This window comes from Phyllobacterium sp. LjRoot231, assembly GCF_964253365.1.
Lineage (GTDB): Bacteria > Pseudomonadota > Alphaproteobacteria > Rhizobiales > Rhizobiaceae > Phyllobacterium.
Genome location: NZ_CAXUQT020000001.1, coordinates 4,334,105 through 4,359,214 on the forward strand (window position 1 = coordinate 4,334,105; position 25,110 = coordinate 4,359,214).

Annotated in this window: 21 protein-coding genes; 16 read left to right on the plus strand and 5 right to left on the minus strand. The window is 58.4% G+C overall.

Translation table 11 applies throughout. The features are described 5' to 3' along the window. Nucleotides 1–132: 132 nt before the first annotated feature. Entirely contained in the window at nt 133–1,125 is a 993-nt protein-coding gene (locus ACSQ3H_RS21685; RefSeq protein WP_436118946.1) for a LacI family DNA-binding transcriptional regulator, read from the minus strand. 214 nt (nt 1,126–1,339) lie between these two features. Here ACSQ3H_RS21685 and ACSQ3H_RS21690 point away from each other — a divergent pair, with 214 nt between their 5' ends. The 6 genes from ACSQ3H_RS21690 to ACSQ3H_RS21715 all read left to right on the plus strand — a co-directional run bounded on the left by ACSQ3H_RS21690 (nt 1,340) and on the right by ACSQ3H_RS21715 (nt 6,542). Then, a complete protein-coding gene (locus ACSQ3H_RS21690) occupies nt 1,340–2,287 on the plus strand; it encodes a sugar ABC transporter substrate-binding protein (RefSeq protein ID WP_436118947.1) in 948 nt (315 codons plus the stop codon). A 132-nt stretch (nt 2,288–2,419) separates the two neighbouring features. Beyond that, entirely contained in the window at nt 2,420–3,541 is a 1,122-nt protein-coding gene (locus ACSQ3H_RS21695) for an ABC transporter permease (protein ID WP_436118948.1), read from the plus strand. A gap of 2 nt (nt 3,542–3,543) precedes the next feature. Then, a complete protein-coding gene (locus ACSQ3H_RS21700; protein WP_436118949.1) occupies nt 3,544–4,344 on the plus strand; it encodes an ATP-binding cassette domain-containing protein in 801 nt (266 codons plus the stop codon). A 19-nt stretch (nt 4,345–4,363) separates the two neighbouring features. Next, complete coding sequence (locus ACSQ3H_RS21705; protein ID WP_436118950.1) at nt 4,364–5,167, plus strand: TIM barrel protein; 804 nt, start codon at nt 4,364–4,366, stop codon at nt 5,165–5,167. Between the two features lie 61 nt (nt 5,168–5,228). Then, a complete protein-coding gene (gene iolG / locus ACSQ3H_RS21710) occupies nt 5,229–6,227 on the plus strand; it encodes an inositol 2-dehydrogenase (RefSeq protein WP_436118951.1) in 999 nt (332 codons plus the stop codon). A 21-nt stretch (nt 6,228–6,248) separates the two neighbouring features. Then, nucleotides 6,249–6,542 (plus strand): hypothetical protein, encoded by a 294-nt coding sequence (locus ACSQ3H_RS21715; RefSeq protein WP_436118952.1) that lies wholly within the window; start codon nt 6,249–6,251, stop codon nt 6,540–6,542. Between the two features lie 918 nt (nt 6,543–7,460). On the opposite strand, the gene ACSQ3H_RS21720 is transcribed toward ACSQ3H_RS21715, so the two are convergent. Both ACSQ3H_RS21720 and ACSQ3H_RS21725 read right to left on the minus strand, forming a co-directional pair. Continuing rightward, nucleotides 7,461–10,571, minus strand: coding sequence for an efflux RND transporter permease subunit (locus tag ACSQ3H_RS21720; protein ID WP_436118953.1), 3,111 nt, complete (start codon nt 10,569–10,571; stop codon nt 7,461–7,463). Continuing rightward, nucleotides 10,571–11,683 (minus strand): efflux RND transporter periplasmic adaptor subunit, encoded by a 1,113-nt coding sequence (locus ACSQ3H_RS21725; protein ID WP_436118954.1) that lies wholly within the window; start codon nt 11,681–11,683, stop codon nt 10,571–10,573. Before ACSQ3H_RS21725 ends, ACSQ3H_RS21720 begins: the two co-directional genes overlap by 1 nt. Before the next feature lie 98 nt (nt 11,684–11,781). On the opposite strand from ACSQ3H_RS21725, the gene ACSQ3H_RS21730 reads away from it, so the two are divergent. Further along, nucleotides 11,782–12,375 carry a TetR/AcrR family transcriptional regulator gene (locus tag ACSQ3H_RS21730; protein ID WP_436118955.1) on the plus strand — a complete coding sequence of 198 codons (594 nt, stop codon included), beginning with the start codon at nt 11,782–11,784 and terminating at the stop codon, nt 12,373–12,375. A 360-nt stretch (nt 12,376–12,735) separates the two neighbouring features. Then, nucleotides 12,736–13,173 (plus strand): FKBP-type peptidyl-prolyl cis-trans isomerase, encoded by a 438-nt coding sequence (locus ACSQ3H_RS21735; protein ID WP_436118956.1) that lies wholly within the window; start codon nt 12,736–12,738, stop codon nt 13,171–13,173. 71 nt (nt 13,174–13,244) lie between these two features. Here ACSQ3H_RS21735 and ACSQ3H_RS21740 read toward each other — a convergent pair whose 3' ends face one another. After that, nucleotides 13,245–13,391: a hypothetical protein gene (locus tag ACSQ3H_RS21740; RefSeq protein ID WP_436118957.1), complete on the minus strand. Its 147-nt coding sequence runs from the start codon at nt 13,389–13,391 to the stop codon at nt 13,245–13,247. A 510-nt stretch (nt 13,392–13,901) separates the two neighbouring features. On the opposite strand from ACSQ3H_RS21740, the gene ACSQ3H_RS21745 reads away from it, so the two are divergent. The 8 genes from ACSQ3H_RS21745 to ACSQ3H_RS21780 all read left to right on the plus strand — a co-directional run bounded on the left by ACSQ3H_RS21745 (nt 13,902) and on the right by ACSQ3H_RS21780 (nt 23,424). Beyond that, nucleotides 13,902–15,485: an ABC transporter substrate-binding protein gene (locus ACSQ3H_RS21745; protein WP_436118958.1), complete on the plus strand. Its 1,584-nt coding sequence runs from the start codon at nt 13,902–13,904 to the stop codon at nt 15,483–15,485. Nucleotides 15,486–15,611: 126 nt separating this feature from the next. Beyond that, the gene (locus tag ACSQ3H_RS21750) at nt 15,612–16,592 is read left to right on the plus strand and encodes an ABC transporter permease (protein ID WP_436118959.1); all 981 of its coding nucleotides are present in this window, start codon (nt 15,612–15,614) and stop codon (nt 16,590–16,592) included. Further along, complete coding sequence (locus tag ACSQ3H_RS21755) at nt 16,592–17,515, plus strand: ABC transporter permease (protein ID WP_436118960.1); 924 nt, start codon at nt 16,592–16,594, stop codon at nt 17,513–17,515. The genes ACSQ3H_RS21750 and ACSQ3H_RS21755 overlap by 1 nt, the downstream gene beginning before the upstream one ends. Beyond that, nucleotides 17,512–19,335, plus strand: coding sequence for an ABC transporter ATP-binding protein (locus ACSQ3H_RS21760; RefSeq protein ID WP_436118961.1), 1,824 nt, complete (start codon nt 17,512–17,514; stop codon nt 19,333–19,335). The genes ACSQ3H_RS21755 and ACSQ3H_RS21760 overlap by 4 nt, the downstream gene beginning before the upstream one ends. 115 nt (nt 19,336–19,450) lie before the next feature. Continuing rightward, complete coding sequence (locus ACSQ3H_RS21765; RefSeq protein WP_436118962.1) at nt 19,451–20,215, plus strand: DeoR/GlpR family DNA-binding transcription regulator; 765 nt, start codon at nt 19,451–19,453, stop codon at nt 20,213–20,215. Continuing rightward, nucleotides 20,208–21,494, plus strand: a complete 1,287-nt coding sequence (locus ACSQ3H_RS21770) for a Zn-dependent hydrolase (RefSeq protein ID WP_436118963.1) — start codon at nt 20,208–20,210, stop codon at nt 21,492–21,494. Before ACSQ3H_RS21765 ends, ACSQ3H_RS21770 begins: the two co-directional genes overlap by 8 nt. Before the next feature lie 12 nt (nt 21,495–21,506). Further along, nucleotides 21,507–22,475 (plus strand): phosphotransferase family protein, encoded by a 969-nt coding sequence (locus ACSQ3H_RS21775; RefSeq protein WP_436118964.1) that lies wholly within the window; start codon nt 21,507–21,509, stop codon nt 22,473–22,475. A 10-nt stretch (nt 22,476–22,485) separates the two neighbouring features. After that, complete coding sequence (locus tag ACSQ3H_RS21780; RefSeq protein ID WP_436118965.1) at nt 22,486–23,424, plus strand: phosphotransferase; 939 nt, start codon at nt 22,486–22,488, stop codon at nt 23,422–23,424. Between the two features lie 110 nt (nt 23,425–23,534). Here the strand turns inward: ACSQ3H_RS21780 and ACSQ3H_RS21785 are convergent, their stop codons facing one another. Continuing rightward, entirely contained in the window at nt 23,535–25,031 is a 1,497-nt protein-coding gene (locus ACSQ3H_RS21785) for a PLP-dependent aminotransferase family protein (protein ID WP_436118966.1), read from the minus strand. Between the last annotated feature and the right edge of the window lie 79 nt (nt 25,032–25,110).

Genomic DNA, 25,110 nt, shown 5'->3' on the forward strand with positions numbered 1-25,110 from the left:
AGGCAGTCGAGGACGTAGATATCCTGATCCTGTCGATCCCTCTCAATCGGCTGCCCGAAATAGCACCTCGACTAGCCGGACTTCCGGTAGACACGCCCGAATCCGTTTCAGTCTATCCTATAGTTTGATCAATCAGGCTGAATCTCTCACCATTAGCTTGCCTTGGAAGTTAACTGTCTCCCTCGGTGCTCTTCCCAGAATCATGTCTATTGCCGCTTTGACCATTTGGTCGGTTGGCTGCTCATAGGTTGTCAGGCTGTATGCTGGTGACGCCGCTGGGGCAGCGTTATCGAAGCCCACGATGGCGAGATCGGCGGGAACACGTAACCCGAACTCGCTTCGGGCGACATCCATCGCTCCGAACGCGAGCGCATCGTTTTCGCACATGAGGACATCGATCCGGTCTTCCGGCGCAACTTCGGACAGATAGTCCCGGGCGGCCTGCGCGCCGGCTTCTGCGCTGTAGCGCTCGGCAGACATCTCCACGAGTTCGACGCCGAGAGTGGTTCGCCAGAACTGCTTAAAGTTCCTCCGCCTGCCAAGCGCCGTAGACAATGTACGCGCCCCGGCCATAAATCCCGGCCTCCGATACCCCCTTTCCAATAGGTGCTTGCCGATCGCCGCAATCGCCACCGCGGCATCGCAGGAGATGGCGGGAACACCTTCGATCTGGCTGTCTCGAGCAAGAACAAACATTGGCGGCCCACCGCGCCCCAGCTTATGATCTGTCAACATCTCGTCGCGAAACGCTGTCCCAAATAGCACGATCGCATCAACCTGCCGCTGGTCGGCATTCAATATGGCATGCACGTGGCTGTAATGCTGATTGATATTGATCAATATAGTCACGAGCCCCTCCGCCTGCAGGCTAGCGGTCAGCTTTTCGAGAAACGGAAGCTTGTGCGGGTTTGCAAAATCATCAACGAGAACCGCCACCTGGTGTGTGGAATTGGTGGCAAGGCTCCTGGCCAAAAGGTTCGGCCGATAATTGAGTCGCTCTGCCGCCTCCAGCACTTTGGCTTTGCTTGCTTCCGTGATCGATGCACCCGGGGTAAATGCGCGGATGACCGTCCACTTTGAAACGCCGGCCTCCATCGCCACGTTCTGCGCCGTCGCTCGCTTCATGATCGAACTTCTCCGTTTCGAAACGTTTATTCCATTTCTGCGGGAACGCGAAATGAATGGTTGATTTCTCTTAACAACAATCTTATTACTATGCACGTTTGCTACCGGTAGCAAGGAGTATGCACCCGGTAGCAAATTGGAGGACGCGCCGTCTGAGGCGTTTTTGGTGGTTCTCGCGCTGGGAGGTGCGGGACACTCTTTGGGAGGAGTTCTTATGAAATCGTTTCTTCGTAAAATCGTGCTGGGCGCTGCGTTGGCTGGAGCGCTTGGCGTTGTATCTGGCGTTGCCATCGCACAGGATATCAACATCATCGCCGTAACGCACGGCCAGGCAAACGACCCCTTCTGGTCCGTTGTCAAGAACGGGGTGAGCGCCGGTGCCAAGGATGCCGGTGTCAGCATCGATTATCGGGCACCAGAAACCTTCGACATGGTGGCCATGAGCCAGCTGATCGACGCAGCCGTCAACCAGAAACCAGCAGGCCTGATCGTCTCGATCCCCGATTCGTCCGCATTGGGACCATCGATCCAAAAGGCCGTCGCTGCCGGCATTCCGGTCATTTCCATCAATTCCGGCTCCGATGTCTCGAAGTCGCTCGGAGCGCTTCTCCATGTCGGCCAGGACGAATACAGCGCCGGCAAGGCAGCAGGTGAAAAGCTCAAGGAAATGGGCGGAAAGACTGCCATCTGCGTCAATCAGGAAGTCGGCAACGTCTCCCTCGATCAGCGTTGCCAAGGCTTCTCCGACGGCTTCGCGAGCACCGTCACGGTCCTGCCCGTCTCCAACGATCCGGCAGACGTTCGGGCCAAGGTGAAGGCAGCGCTCAGCTCCAATCCTGATATCGACACGGTTATGGCGCTTGGCGCAAGCACGGCCGGTGAACCGTCGCTGGCAGCTGTTGCCGATGCCGGCATGACCGGCAAGGTCAAAGTTGCGACCTTCGACCTTTCGGCGGACTTCTTGAAGGCCGTCGCATCCGGAGAAGCCGCTTTCGCCATCGATCAGCAGCAGTTCCTCCAGGGTTATCTGCCTGTCGTCTTCCTCGCAAACTATGCGAAATACGGCCTGATCCCCGGCGGCAATGTGCCTTCCGGTCCGAACCTGATCACCAAGGAAAAGGCAGCCCAGGTCGTCGAACTATCGGCAAAGGGCATCCGTTAATCCACGACCGCCGAAAGAAACGATCGTCGAACACCATACTCGCTTTCGAGGAGGGTGTTCGACAGACGACGTGCCTCGTGAGGAAATGCCCTCGGCGCTTCGGCAAATTGCATCCATTGGGAGGTAGGTATCATGGCTTTGATCGAGCAAAAAACAGGAGATGCGTCAGACTCCGACGAGCGCATCAAACAGGTGGGCTTTCTCACACATATGATGCGTCGGCCCGAGCTCGGCGCAGTTGCTGGCCTCATCCTGGTGGTGACGTTCTTCTTTCTGACCGCAGACCGTTCGATGTTTTCGCTTTCAGGTGTGATGACGATCCTGGCCCCAGCCTCACAGCTGGGAATTCTCGCCATCGCGGCAGCTCTGCTGATGATTGGTGGCGAGTTCGATCTTTCGATCGGCTCGATGGTCGCGTTCGCAGGCCTGATCTTCGGTGCGGCCCTGACTAATTTCGGCCAACCGCTCTGGATTTCCATTATCATCACGATGCTGCTTGCAGCCGCCATGGGCGCGGTGAACGGACAGATCGTGATCAGGACACGGCTGCCGTCATTCATCGTCACGCTTGCCTTCCTCTTCATTCTGCGAGGTCTAACCCTTGTTGGCCTGAAATGGGCGACAGGCGGCTCAACGCAGCTTCGCGGTATAAGTGGGGTCGTCGGCGACGGTCTCTTGAAGCGCTTGTTCTCAGGCGTCGCCTTCCAGGATCTTTTCAGCTGGCTTGCGGCCCATGGCCTGATCGAGAAGTTTGCCAACGGCGTTCCCAAAGTCACGGGCGTGCCAGTGTCCGTGGTCTGGTTCATCGCTATTGCCGGGCTTGCCACTTGGGTACTTCTGCGGACTCGGATCGGAAACTGGGTTTTTGCCGCCGGCGGCGACCCCAATGCGGCGAGAAACTCCGGCGTGCCGGTTGACCGTGTGAAGACGGGGCTCTTCGCGCTCACGGCGTGCGCCGCCGCGCTTGTGGCCATCATCACAGTGCTGGACGCCGGCTCGACCGACGCGCGTCGTGGCTTTCAGAAGGAATTCGAGGCGATCATCGCTGCCGTGATTGGCGGATGCCTGCTGACGGGCGGCTATGGTTCGGCGATCGGCGCCTTCTTCGGCGCTATCATCTTCGGTCTTGTCTCGATCGGCCTGACCTACACGAAATTCGACTCGGACTGGTTCCAAGTATTCCTCGGCTCCATGCTGCTGCTGGCCGTTCTCTTCAACAATTTCATCCGCCGCAAAGTGACAGGGGAGCGCTGATCATGACCGATAGCAAATCAGAAACCGCTCCGCCGGTCATTGAAGTCAAAAATATTGTCAAGCACTACGGTTCCGTCATCGCGCTTTCGGGCGTTTCGATGAAGGTATCGCAAGGTGAGGTACTCTGCCTGCTTGGCGACAACGGGGCCGGAAAATCCACGCTCATCAAGACGTTGTCGGGTGTGGTCCGTCCCTCGGGCGGAGAATTCCTGGTCGAGGGTAAACCGGTCGCATTCACCAGCCCGCGCGACGCACTCGATGCCGGGATCGCGACCGTCTATCAGGATCTCGCGATGATCCCATTGATGTCGATCACGCGAAACTTCTTCATGGGACGCGAACCCGTGAAGGGCATACCGCCGTTTCGCTATGTCGATTTTAAGTATTGCAGCCAGGTGACCCGCGAGGAGATGCACAAGATCGGCATCGATATCCGCGACCCGAACCAGGCGGTGGGCACCCTTTCTGGCGGCGAGCGGCAGTGTGTGGCGATCGCGCGGGCCGTCTACTTCGGAGCCAAGGTCCTCATCCTCGATGAACCGACGTCCGCATTGGGCGTCGCCCAGACGTCGATGGTGCTCAAATACATTCGCCAGGTTCAGCAGAAAGGGCTCGGCGTCATCTTCATCACCCACAATGTCCGCCATGCCTACGCCGTTGGAAGCCGCTTCACGATCCTCAATCGCGGCAAGACTCTGGGCACTTTCAGCAAGAGCGAGATCAACATCGATGAACTGCAGAACCTGATGGCCGGTGGCAAGGAATTGCAGACACTGTCGGCCGAACTAGGCGGCACGATCTGATATTTGAACCAGGAATGAAATGATGACAACGACCCCTGATACCACGGGACCCTTCACCTTGGCTGTTTGCGCCGAAATGGTGTTCCGGTCGCTCCCCGTTTTCGAACGGCTCAAGCGGATCACCGAACTCGGTTTCGTCGCCGAAATATGGGACTGGACCCAGCACGATATCGCGGCGATCGCGAAGTCCGGAGCGACATTCTCGTCGATGACGGGCTATGTGACAGGTACGCTTGCGGACGACGCCGGCGCCGACGAACTGATGAGGACGGCGAAACAATCCATCCCGATCGCGAAGGAATTGAAGTGCCCCAGGCTCAACCTTCATGGAACGGGCCTCGACGGCCATGGATTGCCGGTGGTCAAGTCAGAGGTGGTGACAGGACAGATGTGGCTGAAGGCGCGCGATACGCTGAACCGCATCGCTGATCTCGGCGAACTGGAAGGCGTGATCTTCGTGCTCGAAAACCTCAACGAAGCCGTCGACCATCCGAAGACGCCCTTCGCCAAGGCAGCCGATACGATCGCGCTCGTCGCATCGGTCAACAGACCGTCGCTGAAACTCAACCTCGATCTCTATCATGCCCAGATCGGCGAAGGGAACCTGATCGAACTCTGCCGACAGGCGCTTCCTCATATCGGTGAGATTCAGGTGGCCGATGTTCCGGGGAGAATGGAGCCGGGCACCGGCGAGATTAACTATCCGGCCATCGCACGCGCTCTCGATGCCATGGGCTATCGCGGCGTTATCGGCATGGAAGCCTGGCCTTCGGATGACGACGAGCTTGCGCTCGGCCGGTTCCGCCAGGCCTTCACACTCTAAGTTTCTTGATCGAGCAGCGCTGTCAGCGCTGCGACAGTCATCGTACTAGAAAGGAATGAAAATGCTCAAAGTTGGCCTTTTAGGAGCCGGCCGGATCGGCAATGTGCATGCCAAGGCGATCTCCGCCCATCCAGGCAGCAGACTGGTGGCGGTATCGGACGTCAATATGGAGGCGGCCAAAAAGTTGGCCGCGCAATACGGTGCGGAGGCTCGGGCGACAGATCAGATCATCGGTGACGCTTTGATCGACGCAGTGCTGATCGCCACCTCGACCGACACCCATTCCGACCTGATCGAAGCCGCAACCAAGGCCGGCAAGGCGGTTCTCTGCGAAAAGCCAGTCGATCTCAGCCTGGAACGGGCCCGCGTTTGCCAGAAAGCTGTCGCCGCCAGCGGCCGTCGGGTGATGATCGGCTTCAACCGCCGCTTCGATCCGAACTTTGCCGCACTCAAGGCCGCTGTCGATCGGGGTGAAATCGGCAAGGCCGAGCTCTTGTCGGTAACGTCGTTCGATCCGGCCCCGCCGCCGGTCTCCTATGTGAGGGTCTCGGGTGGCCTGTTCCGCGACATGATGATCCATGACTTCGACATGGCCTGCTGGATCATGGGTGGGCTGCCGGAGACGGTGACGGCGATCGGCAGTTCGATCGTCGATCCGGCGATCGGGGCTGTCGGCGATGTCGACACCGCCGTGGTGACGCTGTATTTCGCCGACGGGCGGATCGCGGTCATCAAGAACAGCCGCCGCGCCGTCTATGGCTATGACCAGCGTGTTGAGCTGCTCGGCTCGGAAGGGCTTCTGTCGGCGGGCAATGTGCTGGAAAACACGGTGTCGAAAGCCACGGCGGCCGGGGTGGTCGGCGCAAAGCCAGAATTCTTCTTCCTCGAACGCTACATGCGCGCCTATTTGGCCGAATGGGCGGCTTTCGTCGACGCGGTCAATACCGGATCGGCGCTGCCGGTGACCCTCGACGACGGCGTCAACGCCCTTGCGGTCGCCGAAGCGGCAACCCGTTCGGCAAAATCCGGCGAAACCGTCAAAGTGGCGAGCGTCCTCTAATCTGTTCTCGAGATCGGTACTATGTCACAGCCAGACGATGACGTGCCGAGTAAGATGGATTTTCGCGACCTCAAGGAGCGCATCGTGAGGCGCGAACTTCGTTTTCCGCCGCAAGTGGAAAAGCTTGCAGCGGTATGCCTTGCCCGGCCTGAACTTTTCGCATTTGAACCCTCCGTTGACATAGCAACTCAGGCAAACGTTCCTAAATCCACAATCGCGAGATTTGTAAAGCTGCTTGGGAAAGCACGGCTCAAAGAGGCGCGCGAAATCTTCCGAGATGAAGTGAAAAGGAGGGCAATGAACCGGTGCGCATGACCTGGATTTTGACATCACGCTAGAGGCAATGAGCCTGAGACTGACGACGTCACCGGAATGGCCAGTTTTATTCCGCCGGCCCATAACAACACCACGCCCCAGCGGAGCTACAAGCGAAGACGTTGGCGTACAGATCAATCCGTGCTTGCCTGCGACGTCTGACTTTTCGCATTTAGCTTCGCTCGGAGTTGCAACGTGGTGAGTTGCCTGTCGTTAATCGTATCGCCATTTGCGGTTTGAAAACTGCGCGACGGCAAAGTCCCCAATCTCACCCTCGAGAGCAATGATCACGACCGAGTATCCGGCCTTTATGCGCACCGTCGATCAAAGTGCTAGCGAAGCGTTCGCAGTCGCCCGACTACTATTCCGTGCTATCGATAGGAAAAACCTACGCCACAGCATCCTACGCTATCCGAAACTATCCCCTGTTACTCCCACTCTATTGTTTAAACAGCATATAACCAATTGAAATTGCTTGCAAATTTATTCTGGCGACGCGAAAACTCCGGCTTTGGGCCTGTCAAAAAGTTACACTGTTGATTTTAAAGGGAAAATCGGCGCAAAAATTTTTCTGTGGTTTCAGTAACTATCGGGATCAATCGGACGATTTGTACACCTCTTGGCGTCCAGCGACGCGCGCGAATTAGCCTCTAAAAGTACCGTCATAAAACCATATCGAGCACTTTTCGCGAACGCAACTAGCGTTTCCTGCCGTCGTGGTGAGGAACCAACTTTTCGGGCAAATGCACGGGCAGCCCAATGCCTGATCCCGAGTTGATCACGCCGGACCCACCATTTGCACGATACAATCGCCACGTTGAACGAGGGCGGAGTGCCGGAAGCATACACTGATCCCATCATTGATCGCGTATTTCCTAGACGCCTCCGATTTTGGAGGGATCTCTTGCACGAAGTACCCTACTCCGCGGCCAGTGCCCTCCGTGGTGCCAGTTCTTCAATCGTTTCCCCGTGGCTGTCTTCTTTCGTTGGCTTGATCCGGAACCACACAGCGTACAGTGCCGGAAGGAAGAGGAGGATCATCACGGTACCCGCCGCCGTTCCGCCAATCAGAGTATAGGCCATCGATCCCCAGAACACTGAATGGGTGAGCGGAATGAAGGCCAGGATCGCAGCAAGCGCGGTCAGAATGACAGGGCGTGTACGTTGCACAGTGGCTTCAATGACCGCGTGATAGTCATCGAGCCCGGCAGCTTGATTTTCCTTGATTTGCTCTGTCAGGATCAGCGTGTTGCGCATGAGGATACCTGCCAATCCTATCAACCCGAGAATGGCGTTGAAGCCGAACGGCTGATTGAAAAGAAGCAATGTCGGGACCACCCCGGCAAGGCCGAGCGGTGCGGTCAGCATCACCATTGTCATCGTCGACAGACTGCGAACCTGGAGGATGATGACGATCAACATCGCTGCAATCATGGCCGGGAATATCTTGACGAGTGCGACATTGGCCTTGAGGGATTCCTCGATGTTGCCCCCCATTTCGATGCGGTACCCGACGGGAAGCGATGCGATCAGTGGCTGAAGGGCCTTCATGACCCGCTGTGAGACCTCCGGGGGTTGTGTCGCCTCGTTGATGTCAGAGCGTATCGTGATCACAGGGGTGCGGTCGCGGCGTTTCAGGATCGGCTCCTCAAACCGGATCTCAGAATGGCCGATCTGATCAAGGGGGACCTGTCGGCCATCCCTGCTCATGAGCGAGAAATCGCCCAGCCTTGAGGGATCAAGCCGGTTCTCGCCTGCGCTCCGTGCGACAACGGGGACGTTGCGGATGTTGTCGCGCACTTGGGTGACAGGGATGCCGCTAAGCAGCAACTGCATCTGCTGGGCTGCCTCAGAGGGTGAGAGACCGATCAGATTGAGCCGATCCTGGTCAGGGACAAACCGCAGCACCGGAGTTCGATTGCCCCAATCCCGGTTGGCCTGTCGGACATCTGGAACACTTTTCATAACGGCAAGAGCCTGCTCGGAAATCTTGTAGAGTTCATCCTGATCTGGTCCCATGATCCGAAACTCGACCGGAAATGGCGTGTAGGGTCCAAAGACAAGCTGCGTTACACGCACCGATGCCTCAGGCACAAGCCCGTCCGAAACGGCGGCTCGAAGGCGGTGCTTCAAAGCCTCGCGTGCGTGAGCATCGGGGGTGAGCACAACGACCTTGGCGAACGCAGGGTCGGGCAATTCAGGTGCCATGGCAAAGAAGAAGCGCGGCGCACCCTGCCCTACATAGCTGGTGACGATTTTTGCTTCCGGCTGAGTTTGCAGCCAGCCCTCGACTTTCTCCACGGCGGCTGTCGTGGTCTCGATGCTTGTGCCTTCGGGCATGCGAACTTCGATTAGCACTTCAGGCCGATCCGATGTCGGGAAGAACTGCTGTTTTACACCTCCCATCCCCATGACCGAGACAGCCATCGTGATGCCAACCACTGCGCACGTCATGAATTTATGGCGAACCGCGAACTCGATGAGCGCGCGCAGGCGACGGTAGTTCGGAGTATCATAGATGGCGTGATGTCCGCCCTCGACCGGTTTGATCTCCGGCAGCATTTTCACCCCGAGGTACGGAGTAAAGGTCACGGCAACGACCCACGAAACGATCAGCGCAAATCCCACCACCCAGAAGATGTTTCCGGCATATTCACCAGCCGTCGATCTTGCAAAGCCCACGGGCATCAGTCCGATGATTGTCACGAGGGTGCCGGACAGCATCGGCGCCGCCGTATGGCTCCATGCATAAGCGGCCGCCTTGATGCGGTCCATGCCCTCCTCCATCTTCACCACCATCACCTCGATGGCGATGATGGCGTCGTCCACGAGAAGGCCCAGCGCAAGGATCAACGCGCCGAGCGTGATACGATCGAAGAACCGGCCGGTTTCCAGCATGATGAGGAAGACGACGGCAAGCGTCAGCGGCACAGCAAGCGCCACAACGATGCCGACGCGCCAGCCTAAGGCGACCAGGCTCACGAACAGCACGACGCCAAGCGCCATTGCGAACTTGAGCATGAATTCGCCGACCGCCTCGTCGATGTTGACGGCCTGATCGCTGACTTTGGTAAGCGTCATGCCCAGCGGCAGTGTCTGCGCGATTGCGGCGGACCGCGCTTCAAGCGCCTTGCCGAGATCAAGACCATTCCAGCCCTGTTGCATCACTGCGCCCAACATGATTGTCGGCTCGCCCTCATGGCGGATGATGTAGGTCGCGGGATCCTCATACCCGCGCCTCACATCCGCTAAATCGGAGAGCTTTAGCGTCCGTCCAGCCGCTACGATCGGCGTATCGGCAATCGCCTGCACGCTGTTATAGGCTCCGTCGAAACGGATAAAGACCTGTGGCCCACGCGTGTCGATGGAGCCGGCGGGCGTGACTGTATTCTGTCTCTGCAAAGCCGCGGCGATATCGGTTGCCGATATTCCAAGTGTCGCGAGCTTGGCATAGGAAAATTCGACGAAGATCTGTTCGGGGCGCTCTCCGAGGATGTTGATTTTCTTGACACCCGGAACGTGCAGGAGATCCTGACGGATGACCTCCGCCTGTCGCACGAGGTCGCGCATCGGCATCCCCTTCGCCTTCAATGCGTAAAGACCGAAGCTCACGTCGGAATATTCATCGTTGACGAAGGGGCCCATGACGCCTGGAGGGAGATTTCGGGCTTCGTCGCTAAGCTTCTTGCGAGCCTGATAGAACTCTTCTTCGACGCCGGACGGCGGCATGCTATCCTTCAAAGTCACGGTGAGGAAGGCATAGCCAGGCCGGGTTGTTGTTTCCACACGATCATACCAGGTGAGTTCCTGGATGCGCTTCTCAAGTGGCTCGGCGACAAGATCCTGCATTTCACGCGCAGTGGCACCTGGCCAGACTGAAGTGACCGTCAGGGTCTTGATGGTGAAGGAAGGATCCTCGGCGCGTCCCAGCTTGACGAAGGCGTAGACGCCTGCAGCCGCCAACAGAACGATGAAGAATAAGGTAACGGCGCGTTCGCGAACGGCGAGAGCTGAGAGATTGAAGCTCATTATTTTGTCACCTCTTGCTGCGAGGCAATTCTGACGGCTGCGCCATTTTCCAGAAGATGTGCGCCGAGAGCGACAATCTGCTCACCAATGCCAATACCGGTGATGAATGCCGTCTCCTCGCCGATCCGCTTTATCTCGACTGGCGTGAATTTCACAGTGGAGGTGGCGCCGTTGACAACCCACACGCCTGTCCGGTTACCGTCGTTCAGGATGGAACCTACCGGAACAGCGACCTCCGACTGCCTGTGCGCGTCCAGAATTTTAATCGTCACCGTCGAACCGAGCGGAGCAGAGACGGCAGCACCATCGAGAACATAGCGCGCCTCATAAGTACGGGTTTGGGCATCGGCGGCATCAGAGATCTGTCGCAAGCGGGCTTTGCCGCTGAGACCGCTGCCACCATAGACATTGGCCTCAGCTTCGGACCCGATGTCGGGCCGCAAAGTCTCAGGTAGCCAAACAACAGCTTCACGTGGCCCAGCCTGCGCCAGTTGCACGACCGTTTGGCCCGCAGCCGCGACCTGTCCGGGGTCTCCAAGAGTATCGACGACGGTTCCATCCGAATCTGCAAGAAGGACAGTATATGAAGCTGCGTTTTCTGCGACCTTGGCGTCAGCTTCAGCCGCAGCCAGCTGTGCAGTGGCCGTGTCGAGGGCGGTTTTCGCCTGTTCATATCGCTGCGGGGTGGCAGCCAATCCGTTTTTCACTAGCGCCGCATAGCGTTTCTCATCTGCTTGTACCTGGATCAGGACAGCACGCGCTGCGATGACCGTATTGCGCTTCGCTGTAAGCGCGAGTTGGAGATCTGTTTCATCGATGCGCATCAGGGTCTGGCCTTGTCTCACCTGCTGACCCACATCGACCATCCGCTGGACGATCTTGCCCGGAACCCGGAACCCGAGATTGCTCTGTACGCGCGAAGCGACGGTGCCTGTAAACGACCTCTCCGCTGTATCCGTCTTCTTCGCCTCTGCGACGCTTACCAGTGGTGGAACTGTCCTTGGATCTGCGGCTTCGGCTTTCCGTTCACTGGTTTCGGACACCAGGAAAAAGGCAGCGGCTGCCGCCACTGCCAGGAGACCCACAAAAGTCAGGACGTATTTGCGTTTCATTTTACATTCTCTACTTGACGAGCGATCTGCACAAATTAGATTGCGATCTAAATCTATTTACGCTATAGATGTCAAATGAAATCTAACAGGAGGTCAAAATGAGAGTGAGCCGCGCACAGGCCGAGGAAAATCGGGAAACCGTGATCAACGTCGCGAGCCGTCTGTTTCGAGAGCATGGCTTCGATGGAATCGGCCTGAAGGATCTGATGAAGGGTGCTGGCCTGACGCAGGGTGGATTTTACAAGCAGTTCTCGTCCAAGGACGATCTCGCCGCCCAAGCATCCAGGCGCGCGATGGAAAGCGCCACTCGTAGATGGTCGACAGCGGCTGCGACAAGCTCCGATCCCCTCGAAGCAGTCATGGAGTTCTACCTCTCACCGGGACATCTCGGGGAAAAGGCCGACGGTTGCCCTCTCGTAGCGCTGGGATCTGACGCGGCGCGGCAAAGTGAAGAGGTCAGACGTCCATTTGAGGATGGGATCCGAGCTCACTTTGAGGTCCTGGATGAGCTAATGGACGACGCCAAGGGCTCCCATCCCAGCGGCAAGGCGATGGCGATACTCTCCCTTATGGTGGGTGCCGTCACGCTCTCGCGGATTATGGAAGACGAGAGTTTGTCGCAAGGCATTCTCGACGCAGCCGCTGGTGAAGTCAGACGAATTGCAAGCGATGAAGATGGACGAACGAACTGACCGGCGCGAGCACCGGACGGACTGGTGATTGAAAGACTGCCTTTAACCGTTCCTGTTTTTCTCCCAACACCAGACCTACGCCGGCAGGCCAACCGACATTTTCGAAACGCGATCCAGCACGAAGAAAGAAGTAATTTCCATGAACAACACCAATCTTGGCGTCGCCCTTGTGACGGGGGCGTCCACCGGCATTGAGGAGTCCGACGCGTCAAGCCGCGAAGACCACCTTGATCTTGGATTGGTATGGGGGCATCCTGCACATGCCAGCGTAACAAGCGCATCGGCCCAAAAACCCCAGTTGGTCGTCATGCAGAGAGTGTGTCGGCTAAAGCCAATACTCCCAACTGAAAGGTTTGAACCATGACTCAAGCAAAAATTGGCGATATCGTTCGCATCCATTACACCGGAATGCTTGCGGACGGCACAACGTTCGACAGTTCGAAGGAACGCGAGCCTTTGCAAATCGAGATCGGAGCAGGAAAGGTTCTTTCAGGGCTCGATAAGCAGATTGTTGGCATGAATGTCGGCGACATACAAACCATTGAGATTCCGGCTGAAGACGCGTTCGGGCCGCACGACCCGCGCAAGATTCAGACAGTCCCACGCTCCAAAGTTCCTGCCGATTTGGATGTCAGACCGGGAATGCAGCTCCAGGCGGAGTCAAGCGGCGGCACACCGATGACGCTTAATGTCGTGGATGTGAATTCGAAAGAGATAACGGTTGATGCCAATCACCCCTTGGCGGGCCGTGATGTGGTATTCGAAGTCGAACTCACCGAGATCGTCAGGGCCGCTTGAGGTCTAGTGCGTCGGATGACGTGTGTGGAGACTTCGATGACCTCAAAGTTCAGCGTCCACGATGCGACCGGCTATGAGGTCGCCAGTAACAAGGCACGGGCGCCCACAAGCTGAACAGCATCGAGGCCGATCCTGTTGCGGTGCTTGAAACAGTTAGCGACGGTCTTAGCTGGCGCCGTGATCGGGACAGGCACGCCGTCGTCCTGATGAGTCTCCATACCGGCCCCTCAGCGCCTTCATCCAACTATCGCGCTCGTCGCAACGCTACGATGGATACGTGGCGCGAGATCGCATGCGTGCAGGCTGCGTGAGATCAGCGACAAAGCAACCAGTGCGCCCAAAGCGCAAATACGTCCGGTTAAGCTTTACGATGCCATCCACCGCAATAAACCACGAGGCAGGCGCGGAAATTTACAAAAATTGCCAATGTGGATTTGTGGTTTTAAAAAAATGTTTGCACCCAAACTTTTGCACAGGAAAAGGATCCGTTGCTCAATACTTCGCCACGCAACCATTAAAATAAAGCATTTTTCGTCCCGTGAGTCGGATTGGAATGCCGAAAAGGCAAAGGAATGCATACAGTTTAGGCATTCTCTTCCTTGGCACTACTGCCCGGTACATCAACACTAATGCGACAATTGGAAGATAGGCCATTGAAAAGCGCGCGATTGCCCGATACCGTTGAATAATAAGAAAGCCACATAAAACCACAACGAGGGAAACAGCTTATGAATGCTATCAACAGACGCAATTTTCTCGCCGCGCTCGGCGCAGCCGGCGCCGGCACCGGTCTCGTGCGGATCAATCCGGACTTCCTGTTCTCTTCGGCCTTCGCGCAGACAGGCAAGACCATGGTGTTCCTGTCGGCGGAGAATATCACGGGCAACTGGGACCCGACCGGCCACACCACCTTGTCGCAGAAGAACATTGAAGGCTTCGTCATGGGCTTCCTGACGCGCACGCCAATGCGCGTTAAAAATCCCGATGAGGTCATCTACGAACTTGCCACCAGCATCAAGTTGATCGAGCCGAACAAGCTTGAGATCAAGTTGCGCGAAGGTGTAAAGTTCCATGACGGCAAGGACTTCAAGGCCGAAGACGTCAAGGCGACTTTCGAATACGGATCCGGACCGGACCGCCCGGCGCAGTTCTATCCCGGCCCGACCGATACGCTTAGCATCACCACACCGGATGACTATACGGTCATCGTCGACACGTCGAAGGGTGGCTATCCCGCTCACCTGTTCATCTTCCTCGCGTCGTTCCTGCCGATCATGTCGGCAACCGACGTAGCCGGCGGCCCCAAAGGCCCGCTGACTCAGCGCTTGAACGGCACGGGCCCGTTCAAGTTCGTCAAACAGGAAGGAAACGCCACGGTTCTCGAAGCCTATCCGGACTACTTCCTCGGCACACCGAAGATCCCGGGCATCAGCTTCAATTTCGTCGGGGATAGCACTACTCGCATGCTGTCCTTGCTCAACGGTCAGGCCTCGATCGTCGAACGCCTCGAGCCCGAGCAGGTGACCTCGCTCGAAGGCAATGACAAGATTGCTATCAGCAGCGTCGTCTCGGTCGAAAACAAGTATCTCTGGTTCCGCTGCTCGAAGGCGCCGTTCGACAACCCACTGGTCCGCAAGGCCGCCTGTCACGCGATCGACCGTTCGATGATCGTCGAGATTCTGGGGTCTGCCGGCCATGCTTCGGCCAACTACGTCTCGCCAGTCAAGTTCGGCTATATCGATCTGCCCAACTATCCGGAATACAGTCCGGAAAAGTGCCAAGCGCTTTTGGCCGAAGCGGGCTTCCCTAAAGGCGAAGGCCTGCCCCCGCTCGAATACATCACCTCGGTCGGCTTCTACCCGAAGACGAAAGAATACGGCGAGGTGATCACCTCCATGCTGCAGGAACAGGGTTTCCAGGTCTCGCTTTCGGTTCTGGAAATAGCTGCATGGAACGAACGTCTTTACGACCGACCAGGGGGTGGCCCCGGCCACATGGTCGATTGCGGCTGGTCGACTGGTTCGCCGGAGCCTGACCTCGTGCTGCGTACCCACTTCCATTCGACCTCGAAGCGCATCACCGGCATCGTCGACAAGGAGATCGACGCGACGCTCGACAAGGAACGCAGCGCCGCATCTCTGGAAGAACGCAAGAAGATCCTGCAGACCGAAACCATGCCGATGCTTGCCGACAAAGTGCCTGCCCTGTCGCTGTTCACATCGGTCATGATCCACGCGATGGATAAGTCGCTGGCCAGCCTGTTCATCTACCCAGACGGGTCGATGGATGCCTCGAAGGGCACGTTCGGCTGATGCTGCCTTGGCTTTGTGCGGCGCCGGATACCGGCGTCGCAGGGTTCCGCGTTTCGCCCATGATGTCACAACGATTGCGGTCACGCCCGTCAGGACCGTTCGCTCCGATTGCTGTCAGGAAATGACATGTTCGTTCTTAGTTTTCTGGTTCGCCGGCTGGCGCAAGGCGTCTTGATCGTCTTCCTGGTGACGCTGCTGATCTTCACGCTGCTGCGGGTAGTGCCGGGGGACCCGGTGCGGTTGATGGCCGGCGGCATGGCGCCCGAGGCGCTGATCGAGCAGATCGCCAAAGACATGGGTCTGCGTGACCCCATCCTGGTGCAGTTCGGCCGTTACATGAGCGGCGTCGTCACGGGTGATCTGGGGCAATCCTTCGTACGCCCGGCAAGCGGTGCCTCGACGGGCGGCTCCAGTTTCGGCGATTCCACCCGTGGCGAACGCGCCGACGTGCTCACTCTGATCGGCGATACGTTGCCGATGACATTGCAGCTCGGTGGTCTGGCAATCATTTTTGCGCTGATCTTTTCGTTTCTCATCGGCATTCCCGGTGGGCTCGCTCCCGATCGATGGCCGGACAGGGTGGCGTTTTATATCTCCTCGATCTTCATATCGCTGCCAAACTTCTGGCTCGGTATCGTCCTTGCCATGCTTTTGTCCGTCAAGCTCGGCTGGCTTCCGGCCATCGGCTATGGCGGCTTTGCCTATACCATTCTGCCGGCCATTGTTCTGGCCGTCGAACTGGCACCGGTGCTGATCCGCACGCTGACGGGATCCGTGGCAGCCGTCATGATGGAACCTTTCATCGCGGCGGGCAATGTGCGTGGCTTGAGCCGCGCGCGCATCGTCGTTGCCCACGCACTGCGCAACGCCTCTGTGCCGTTGCTCAATCTGATCGGCATCCAGATCAGCGGCCTCCTGGGTGGCGTCCTCGTCGTCGAGTTCATCTTCGACTATCCGGGCCTCGGCCTTCTGACCATTACCGCCGTGCTGCAGCGGGACTTCCCGCTGATCCAGGGGATCGCCATCGTCACCAGCGCGATCTTCGTCTTCATCAACATCGCAGTCGATCTGCTTGCCACCATGATTGATCCGAGATTGGAGTACTGATGAGCGTGACCGAGACAGACATCCCGGCAATCCCGGTTCCGGTAACGCAACGCGGCGCTTCGATCGCCCGGCGTATCTGGAGGATCGCCCTGGCCTCCAGCGAATTCCGCGTCGGCGCCGCCATCTTCACCGTTCTGGTGCTGGCCGCCCTGCTATATCCGGAACTGAGCGGCATCGACCCGACAAAAATGAGCGTGTCGACGCGTCTGCATGCCCCGCCGTTCATGGGCGAAACATGGAGCTGGACGGCGCCGCTCGGCACGGACCAGATCGGACGCGACATGCTGGTACGTAGCCTCGTCGGCCTTCGCTACTCGTTGCTCATCGGGCTTTCCACCGTTCTCGTGATGTTGATCATCGGCTGTTCGCTGGGCACGATCGCCGGATATTATGGTGGACGCGTCGATATGGTAGTCATGCGCCTGACGGATGCCCAACTGTCGATCCCGATGATCATCCTCGCCATCACCGTGCTCGGCGTCTCTCGCCCGACGATCCCGGCGATCATTCTGGTTCTCGGGCTTTCAAGTTGGCCGGTCTATGCCCGCGTTACCCGCAGCGTCGTCATGACCGAGCGAAAGCGGGAATATGTGCGCGCCGCCGAGATCTACGGCGCGTCGGATTTCCGCATCATGGTGCGCCTGCTGGCGCCGCTGGTGCTGCCGCCGATCATCTTCGTCTCGGCGCTCGACGTCGCCCGCATGATGATCTTCGAATCCATACTCGGCTTCATCGGCCTCGGCGTTCAGCCGCCAACCCCCACATTCGGCAACATCATCGCCGACGGTCGCAAGTACCTGCTCAATGCCTGGTGGATCGCCACCATGCCCGGGGTGTTCCTCTGTCTGTGCCTGACCAGCATCAATCTGATGGGCGCCTCGCTCGAACGGGCCCGCAACCGCATCTATGGAGGCAGATCATGACCAGCACACCGCTTCTCAAGGTTCGCAATCTGAGTGTCGGCCTGGAAGTGGGCGGCCGCGTGCGCTCGATCATTTCCGATATCGACTTCGACCTGGCGCCACGCGAAATCCTTGGCATAATCGGGGCCAGCGGTGCCGGCAAAACCGTGCTGTCGCGGGCACTTGTCAACTGGATCGACCCGCCACTGAGGGTCACGTCCGGCTCGGTGATCTACAAATCGCAGAACATCCTCGAATTGCCGGGACAGGCGATGCGAACCTTGCGCCGCGAGATCGCCTATGTCGGCGCCAACCCGGCGGGCGCACTCGATCCCACACTGCCGGTCGGCCAGCAGATCGTCGAGAAACTGCGGTCGGTTGCGCCGGAAATCCCAACTGACGAAGCCAGAAAGCGCGTAATCGACCTTCTGAGCGCGGTGCGCATTCCCTCGCCGCAGATGCGCTTCCACGAGTATCCCTCGCAGTTCAGCGGAGGCATGATGCAGCGCGCGTTGATCGTCGACGCGCTGGTCAGCAACCCGGCCTTCCTCGTAGCCGATAACGTCACCCAGCCGCTGGATGTCACGGTCGCCGCCCAGGTGCTGCGCCTGATGCGCGAGCTGACCGACCGTTTCGACACCGCAATCGTCTTTGTGTCGTCGTCCTTGCCGCTGGTCAGCGACGCCGCCCACCAAATCCTGGTGCTGGCCGAAGGCAGGGTCGTCGAGCGCCAGACAACCAACGAACTCGTCAGCGCGCCGCAGCACCCCTATACCCGCGAACTCATCAGCCAGATCCCCAAGATCTGGACGAGCGAGGCGGTGGCGAACGATCTGCCGCAGCAGATCCGCGAGCCGATCATCAGCATTCTCGACGCCACCCGCTCCTACCGTGTGCGCAAGCGCGGCACCTTTGCCAGCTACAGCACGGTGCGCGCCGTACGCAACGTCACCTTCGACGTGTTTCCGGGCGAGAATTTCGGCATCGTCGGCGAATCCGGCTGCGGCAAGTCCACTTTGATGCGCCTTCTCAGCCGGCTGGAGCGCCCCGACAGCGGCCATGTGCTTTGCGATGGACAGGATATCGCCAAACTCTCAGGCAAGGGATTGCTGAAGTTCCGCCGCGACTTCCAGCTGGTACTACAGGACCCGTTCAACTCCCTGCCACCGCGCACGTCGATAGGAGCCATTATCGAGGAACCGCTGAAGACGCACGGAATTGCGAAGGGAGCGGAACTGCGCGAGCGGGTGCTCTCCGTCATGCACGAGGTCGGCCTACCTGCAGCGCTCTACGATGAACTGCCCTTAGGCCTCAGCGCCGGGCAGCGGCAACGCGTCAACGTCGCCCGCGCCATGGTGCTGGAGCCGAAGGTGCTGATCATGGACGAGACCCTGTCCTCGCTCGACCAGACCGAACAGTTCAAACTTTTAAAGCTCTTCGAACAACTGCAGGCCCAGCATGGTCTGACCTATGTCTACATCTCCCATGATTTGGCGATGGTGCGCCGTGTCTGTAACCGCGTAGCCGTGATGTATCTCGGTGAAGTCGTCGAGATTGCCGACAACACCCGCCTGTTCTTCGATCCCGGCCATCCCTATACCAGGGCGTTGCTCAGCGCCGTGCCGACGCTGGAGGAGCGCCGTTACAAGCCGGAAGACTGCCTGCTGGAAGGCGAACCGCCGAGCCCGATTGATCTGCCGCCGGGCTGCAGTTTCACCAGCCGCTGCCCGAACGCATTTGGCCGGTGTCATGAACAAAGCCCGGTGCTGACCACCCGCGGCGACAAGGACCTGGCTGCTTGCTTTTTGGTGGAAAGCGCGCTTTCCCATGCAGCAGCTTGAAACCACAAATTATATCGAAAACCGGGAGGATAAGAGCGATGATAGACGTGAGTGCCACAGAGCGGAACGCTGCATCAATCGCCTGGCCGATGGACGTGTGACCGGGAAAACCGCGATGACCGATCATCCTCAGGCACGTCTGCAACACATCCTCGAAGATCTGGCAAAGCATGGCCGGGTTACGGTCAAGGAGCTGGCGGCGGTGTTTTCCGTCAGCCCGGAAACCGTGCGCCGCGACCTCAAGCAGCTCGAGATGGAAGGGCACCTACGCTGCATCTACGGCGGCGGCGTGACGCCAAGGCGAGACGCCGACCAGCCGATCTCTCAGCGTATGCGCGTCAACGCCCGTGAAAAGGCAAAGATCGCGACATTGGCCGCGAAACACCTGCGCGACCACACTAAGATCTTCGTCGATACCGGCACGACGATGCTTGCCCTGTCGCGCTATCTGGTCGATCGGCCTGCGATCAAGATCTACACCAACTCTCTGGACATCATACAAACCCTGTCAGCGGCGGAATCCAGCAACGTAGTCGCCGTTGGCGGCGTTCTGCGGCACAGCTACCGGGCTTTTCTTGGCCCCGATACCATCAATGTGATCCGCGAACATCTGTTCGATATCGCCTTCGTCAGTGCAGTGACGGTCGATGTCAATCTCGGTTTCATGGATCTTGGCGAAGAGGAGGCGCTGGTGCGCCGGGCGCTGCGCCGCCATGCCAAACAGATCGTGATGCTGGCCGACAGCAGCAAGTTCGGCCGCCAGGGCAATTTCTGCACCTACAATTTCCGTGACGTTGATCTGCTCATCACCGATGCGCCTCCGCGAGCAGATTTCCTTGAAAAGCTTGAAGAGGCGCAAGTGAAGGTGATTTATGCTTGAAATACGCGATGACCCGGCATCGCTGCCGCAGGTAGATGCCGAAACCCTGCATCGGATGATGGAGGACGTGTCCGTCTTCGGTGGCGGACCGGGCGGCGCCATGACACGGCTGACCCTGTCGCAGGAAGACAAGGCTGCCCGCGACTGGCTGGCGAACTGGCTGACGAACTCTGGTCTGCGCCTTGAGACAGACCCGATGGGCAACATGTACGGCTACCTGGACTGGGCCGGACCGGATGCGCCCTACATCATGAGCGGATCCCATCTCGACAGCCAGCCGAACGGGGGCTGTTTCGATGGCGCCTATGGCGTGATCGCAGCTTGCGCCGCCATTGACTCCATTCGCAGGCACGTCGCCTCGACGGGGATCACTCCGAAGGTGAATTTCATCATCGTCAACTGGACCAACGAGGAAGGTGCCCGCTTCCAGCCAAGCCTTCTCGGCAGCGGCGTCAACGCCGGCGAGCTGACGCTCGATTTCGCACTCGCCCGCAAGGATGGTGAGGGCATTTCGGTCAAGGAGGCTCTGGACGATATCGGCTACGCCGGCACATTCGGTCCTGTCGTTCCCGATGCGTTGATCGAACTGCACATCGAGGGCTCCGCCGAGCTGGAAAAGAAAGGCATGCGCTTTGCCGTCTTCAACCGCTTTTGGGGCAATGTCAAATACCGCCTCGCCTTTATCGGCCGTCAAGCGCATACCGGTCCAACGCCTATGGCCGAACGGCATGACGCGCTTCTGGCGGCAGCTTATCTGATTGCTGAACTGAAGAGCTTTGCCGATCAGGCCGGGCTCGACCTGCACACCTCCTGCGGCCGTCTGGAAGTTTACCCGAACTCGCCGAATGTCGTACCGGGCGAAGCGGTGATGTTCATCGAATTGCGCTCCGCAAAGCCCGATGTGCTCGCTTGGGCGGAAGCGCAGCTCAACGAGAAGGCAGACCTTTGCGCCAAAAAGTCGGACGTGGAACTCGAGGTGCGCTCGATCGATCGCCGCCGCGCCGGAAACATGCATGAAGGTCTGGTGGCGCTTGCCCAGGAAACTGCGAGCGGCTTTGGCCTCGAAACCCTGCTGCTCGACACCATCGGCGGACATGACGCGATCAGCATGACGGCTGTTTCCCCGGCCGTTGTCATCGCCGTACCGAGCGTCGGCGGCATCATCCATCACCCGAGAGAATTCACCACGCCGGAAGACCGGTTGCTGGGCACGGAAATCCTCAGCGCCATGCTGTGGAAATTCTGCATCAACGGCAACATCCTGAAAGCCACGGATTGAAGGATTGGGACTATGAAGGCACTCGGGCAAGCATCGACGGTGGATGAGGTAGAGGCGGAAGCTGCTATCCGGACCGTTCCCGACTGGGCAAACGCCGATATGCGTTATGAACCGGGCATTTCCGGCGTCGCCTCGCCGGCACATCGCGCCGTTGACAGCCAGAATTGGTTTGTCGCCAAAGGCGATGCGCCCGCTTCCTATTTCCTTAAGATTCTCCACGCGGACCAGTCGGATTTCATTGACCTGGACAGGTCCGTTACCGCCGCGCGTCAGGCTTCAACCCTAGGCCTGACGCCGGCACCCCTTTGGCACAACACGGAGATGTCCGCTGTCGTTTTCAACCGACTTCCGGATATCTGGCGCACCGCCAGGATGGATGATCTGCTTAAACGAGATGTTCTGGAAAGCGTCATTGCTGCCAAGAAAACCTTCCACGGCAGCAAGCCGCTCTGCGAAACATCAACGGTGTTCGATCGTATCCGTATTGTCGAGAAAGCGCTCGCGCACGCCGCCATCGCGGAGGTCGCCGCAGACGGCTGGTGGATGCGCGATTGCGTCGGCGATATTGAAGCGGCGATCGCCGCCGCCGGCTTCGATGAAAAAACAGCCCATGCAGACGGTCTTGCCTCCAACATCATGATCGGGCCGGATGGCGCCGTGCAACTGATCGATTTCGACGAGGCCCGCAACGTCGATCCCTTCTACGACATCGGCATTCTGCTCAACGAGGCTTTCCAGTTCGACAGTGAAATGCAGCCGGCGCTCGAAATCTTCGAGGGACAATTCCGTCAGACATCCCTGAATCGCTGCCGCCTTTATGGCATAGCCGACGATCTGCTTTGGGGCATGTGGGGCGCACTGATGAACAAGGTTTCGCCGCGCGGCGGTGTCGAATTCCTGAAATATGCGCAATGGCGTCTGCTGCGCTGCCGGATGGCGCTTCGCAATCCGCATTTCGAATACATGCTTCGCACACTCTAAGGGTCTGACCATGGAAAAACGATTGGGAGAAGCGGCAAACGAGGCGGAAGCGGAGATCGAAGCCGTGCTGCGCGCGATCGAACCATGGTCAGGACGCGAACTCCATTATGGTCCGGTGCATGGCGGTATCAGCAATTCCAACTGGCGCATTCGTGTCACGGGCGAGCCAGGTCGCTTTTTCGTCAAAGTTCCCGGCCGTGGTACCGAAATGTTTATCGATCGAAATGCAGCACTCGATGCGAGCCGCCGGGCGCAGGATCTCGGCATCGGGCCGAAGATCTATGAATATCTGGCGGACAAGGGCGTCGAGATCGCAGACTACATCGAAGGCCGCCGCGCCTGCACCAACCGCGATTTCCATGACCCTGCCGTGCGCAAGGCTGCAGTCGGACTGTACCGTACCTTCAACGGTTCAGGAAAACTGCCGTTGACCAAGACCGTCTTCGACATGATCGACGAACATATCGAGCAGGTGCGCGAGCTCAATGGCGCCTTTCCGGCAGACTTCGCCTGGTTATACAAGCAGTACCGGCTGGCGCGGGCGGCGCTGGAGGCCTCCGGCATCGATCTCGTCGCCTGTTTCAACGATCCGATGCCCGGCAATTTCATGATCGCCGACGATAAATCGCTGATGCTGATCGACTACGAATATGCGTCCAATAACGACCGCTGCTACGATATTGGTATCTGGTGCGGCGAGATGTTTTTCCCGGACGCCGTGGAAGCCGAAGTCATCGAGGAATATTTCGGCCGCTTCGATCCGCAGATGAAGGCCCGTCTCACGGTACATCGGGCGCTCGCCGACATGAAATGGTCTACATGGGCCATGGTCCAGAACGTCGTTTCGGCGCTCGATTTCGATTTCTACAAATACGGCGCCTGGAAGCACATGCGCGCCCGCTCGGTCATGCAGGATCCACGCTGGGTCGACTATCTGAAGGCCGTCTGATCCGCGGCCTTCCTTTCACCGGCGTTACCCATAATGTCAGGCTACCATCTCTCGCATGTCACAGAAACAGTGGATGCCCGGCATTTCGCAATCGAAATGAAACTATCTGGTCATCGAAAACTTCCCGTTGTGGCCGGTCCCGCTTGGTGTGTTACGTTGCCGCCGAGGTCGAGATAGGCGCGATGTAACTCTTCCACGCCTTTGGCGAGTTGATCGACAGACATGGACGCATAGCCGAAGATATATCCGGCTCGCTCATCAGTCGGAGATGAGAACAGGCGTGTGACAGGATAGATTCCGATGTCATGGTTTCGAGCGGCTTCGGCAAAGCGCTCCTCTTCCCTGGAGCAGATCGTGTTGAACCACACGACGACGTGAAGTCCCGCAGTCGTGCCGACGATCTCGATATCGTCGGCAAAAGCGCGGATCATTGAGGCGAGAAATACAGCGCGTCTCTCTGCATTCAGTCTCCTCATCCTGCGGACATGCCGCTCATAGGCGCCTGTCTCAATCAGCGCAGCGAGCGCTTCTTGTTCGAACGTGGACGTGTGCCGGTCGGCAATCCGCTTGCAGGCGATGAAGGCATCGACAAGGGGATGCGGGAGCACGATGTATCCAAGCCTCAGCGTCGGTGCTAAGGTCTTCGAGACCGTTCCGACATAGATGACGCGGCTTTGTCCAGACAGATAGAGAGGCGGTATGGGGCCAACGTCGTACCGATACTCGCTGTCGTAGTCATCCTCGATGACATAGGCATTTGCCAACGCGGCCCACTCCATCAATGCCTGGCGACGCGCAGCAGGCAACACCCCTCCCAGGGGGAACTGGTGGCTCGGAGTGACGTACGCCACCGCGATGTCGCCAGCCTCCGGAAGCTTCGTGGTGTCCATGCCATGAGCGTCGCAGGGCACAGCAACGCTGTTTGCTCCGACCGCGAGCATGACGTTCTTTGCCATGACATAGCACGGATCTTCGACCGCGACCCTGTCGCCGGGATTGACGAGGACCCGCGCGCAGAGGTCCAGCGCCTGTTGCGATCCGTTCACGACCATGATCTGGTCGAGATCGCAACTGATGCCCCTTGAGCGCCAGACGTAGCCCTGCAAGGTCTCCCGCAAGGATCGGCTTCCTGCCGGATCATCGTATCCCAATCTGTCGCGATGCATGAGGAAGGCGGTGTTCAGCGCTTTTCGCCAGGAGGCCTTTGGAAAGTCCGCCGCTGCGACATCTCCGTAGCGGAAATCGAACTTGAGCGGCTGCCTCCCGGCGGTGCTGTTCGACGGCAGGGCCATCGCACGAGTTGCATAGGCTGAAAGTTGGCGAGCGGCGATCGTCGGACGATCGTGCTGGTTGACGTGGCTCAACCGCCCTGCGGAGGCAACCGACGCCTTTCGACCCTGCCGTACACGGACGTAACCCTCAGAAATGAGCTGATCAAAAGCGGCGGTCACCGTCGTCCTCGAAACACCCAGTTCTTCCGCAAGTGCCCGGCTTGAAGGTAGAGCGTCACCGACCGCGTACACTCCGGCCTCGATCTGCTTGAGCAGGGAATTGTAGATTCGACGCGTCGCTCCGGTCTTGCGAGAACCCTCCTTGTGCTGGACCAATGAAAATCTCCAAAAGTGGCCGTTTAGTTTGTGCCAGTGAACTGCAATAGTGGCTTGCAGTCAAGGAAGCGATCGTCAC

Coding starts and splice junctions, on each gene's coding strand:
- ACSQ3H_RS21685 (WP_436118946.1), bottom strand. CDS start 1,125: ATGAAGCGAGCGACGGCGCAGAACGTGGCGATGGAGGCCGGCGTTTCA.
- ACSQ3H_RS21690 (WP_436118947.1), top strand. CDS start 1,340: ATGAAATCGTTTCTTCGTAAAATCGTGCTGGGCGCTGCGTTGGCTGGA.
- ACSQ3H_RS21695 (WP_436118948.1), top strand. CDS start 2,420: ATGGCTTTGATCGAGCAAAAAACAGGAGATGCGTCAGACTCCGACGAG.
- ACSQ3H_RS21700 (WP_436118949.1), top strand. CDS start 3,544: ATGACCGATAGCAAATCAGAAACCGCTCCGCCGGTCATTGAAGTCAAA.
- ACSQ3H_RS21705 (WP_436118950.1), top strand. CDS start 4,364: ATGATGACAACGACCCCTGATACCACGGGACCCTTCACCTTGGCTGTT.
- iolG (WP_436118951.1), top strand. CDS start 5,229: ATGCTCAAAGTTGGCCTTTTAGGAGCCGGCCGGATCGGCAATGTGCAT.
- ACSQ3H_RS21715 (WP_436118952.1), top strand. CDS start 6,249: ATGTCACAGCCAGACGATGACGTGCCGAGTAAGATGGATTTTCGCGAC.
- ACSQ3H_RS21720 (WP_436118953.1), bottom strand. CDS start 10,571: ATGAGCTTCAATCTCTCAGCTCTCGCCGTTCGCGAACGCGCCGTTACC.
- ACSQ3H_RS21725 (WP_436118954.1), bottom strand. CDS start 11,683: ATGAAACGCAAATACGTCCTGACTTTTGTGGGTCTCCTGGCAGTGGCG.
- ACSQ3H_RS21730 (WP_436118955.1), top strand. CDS start 11,782: ATGAGAGTGAGCCGCGCACAGGCCGAGGAAAATCGGGAAACCGTGATC.
- ACSQ3H_RS21735 (WP_436118956.1), top strand. CDS start 12,736: ATGACTCAAGCAAAAATTGGCGATATCGTTCGCATCCATTACACCGGA.
- ACSQ3H_RS21740 (WP_436118957.1), bottom strand. CDS start 13,391: ATGGAGACTCATCAGGACGACGGCGTGCCTGTCCCGATCACGGCGCCA.
- ACSQ3H_RS21745 (WP_436118958.1), top strand. CDS start 13,902: ATGAATGCTATCAACAGACGCAATTTTCTCGCCGCGCTCGGCGCAGCC.
- ACSQ3H_RS21750 (WP_436118959.1), top strand. CDS start 15,612: ATGTTCGTTCTTAGTTTTCTGGTTCGCCGGCTGGCGCAAGGCGTCTTG.
- ACSQ3H_RS21755 (WP_436118960.1), top strand. CDS start 16,592: ATGAGCGTGACCGAGACAGACATCCCGGCAATCCCGGTTCCGGTAACG.
- ACSQ3H_RS21760 (WP_436118961.1), top strand. CDS start 17,512: ATGACCAGCACACCGCTTCTCAAGGTTCGCAATCTGAGTGTCGGCCTG.
- ACSQ3H_RS21765 (WP_436118962.1), top strand. CDS start 19,451: ATGACCGATCATCCTCAGGCACGTCTGCAACACATCCTCGAAGATCTG.
- ACSQ3H_RS21770 (WP_436118963.1), top strand. CDS start 20,208: ATGCTTGAAATACGCGATGACCCGGCATCGCTGCCGCAGGTAGATGCC.
- ACSQ3H_RS21775 (WP_436118964.1), top strand. CDS start 21,507: ATGAAGGCACTCGGGCAAGCATCGACGGTGGATGAGGTAGAGGCGGAA.
- ACSQ3H_RS21780 (WP_436118965.1), top strand. CDS start 22,486: ATGGAAAAACGATTGGGAGAAGCGGCAAACGAGGCGGAAGCGGAGATC.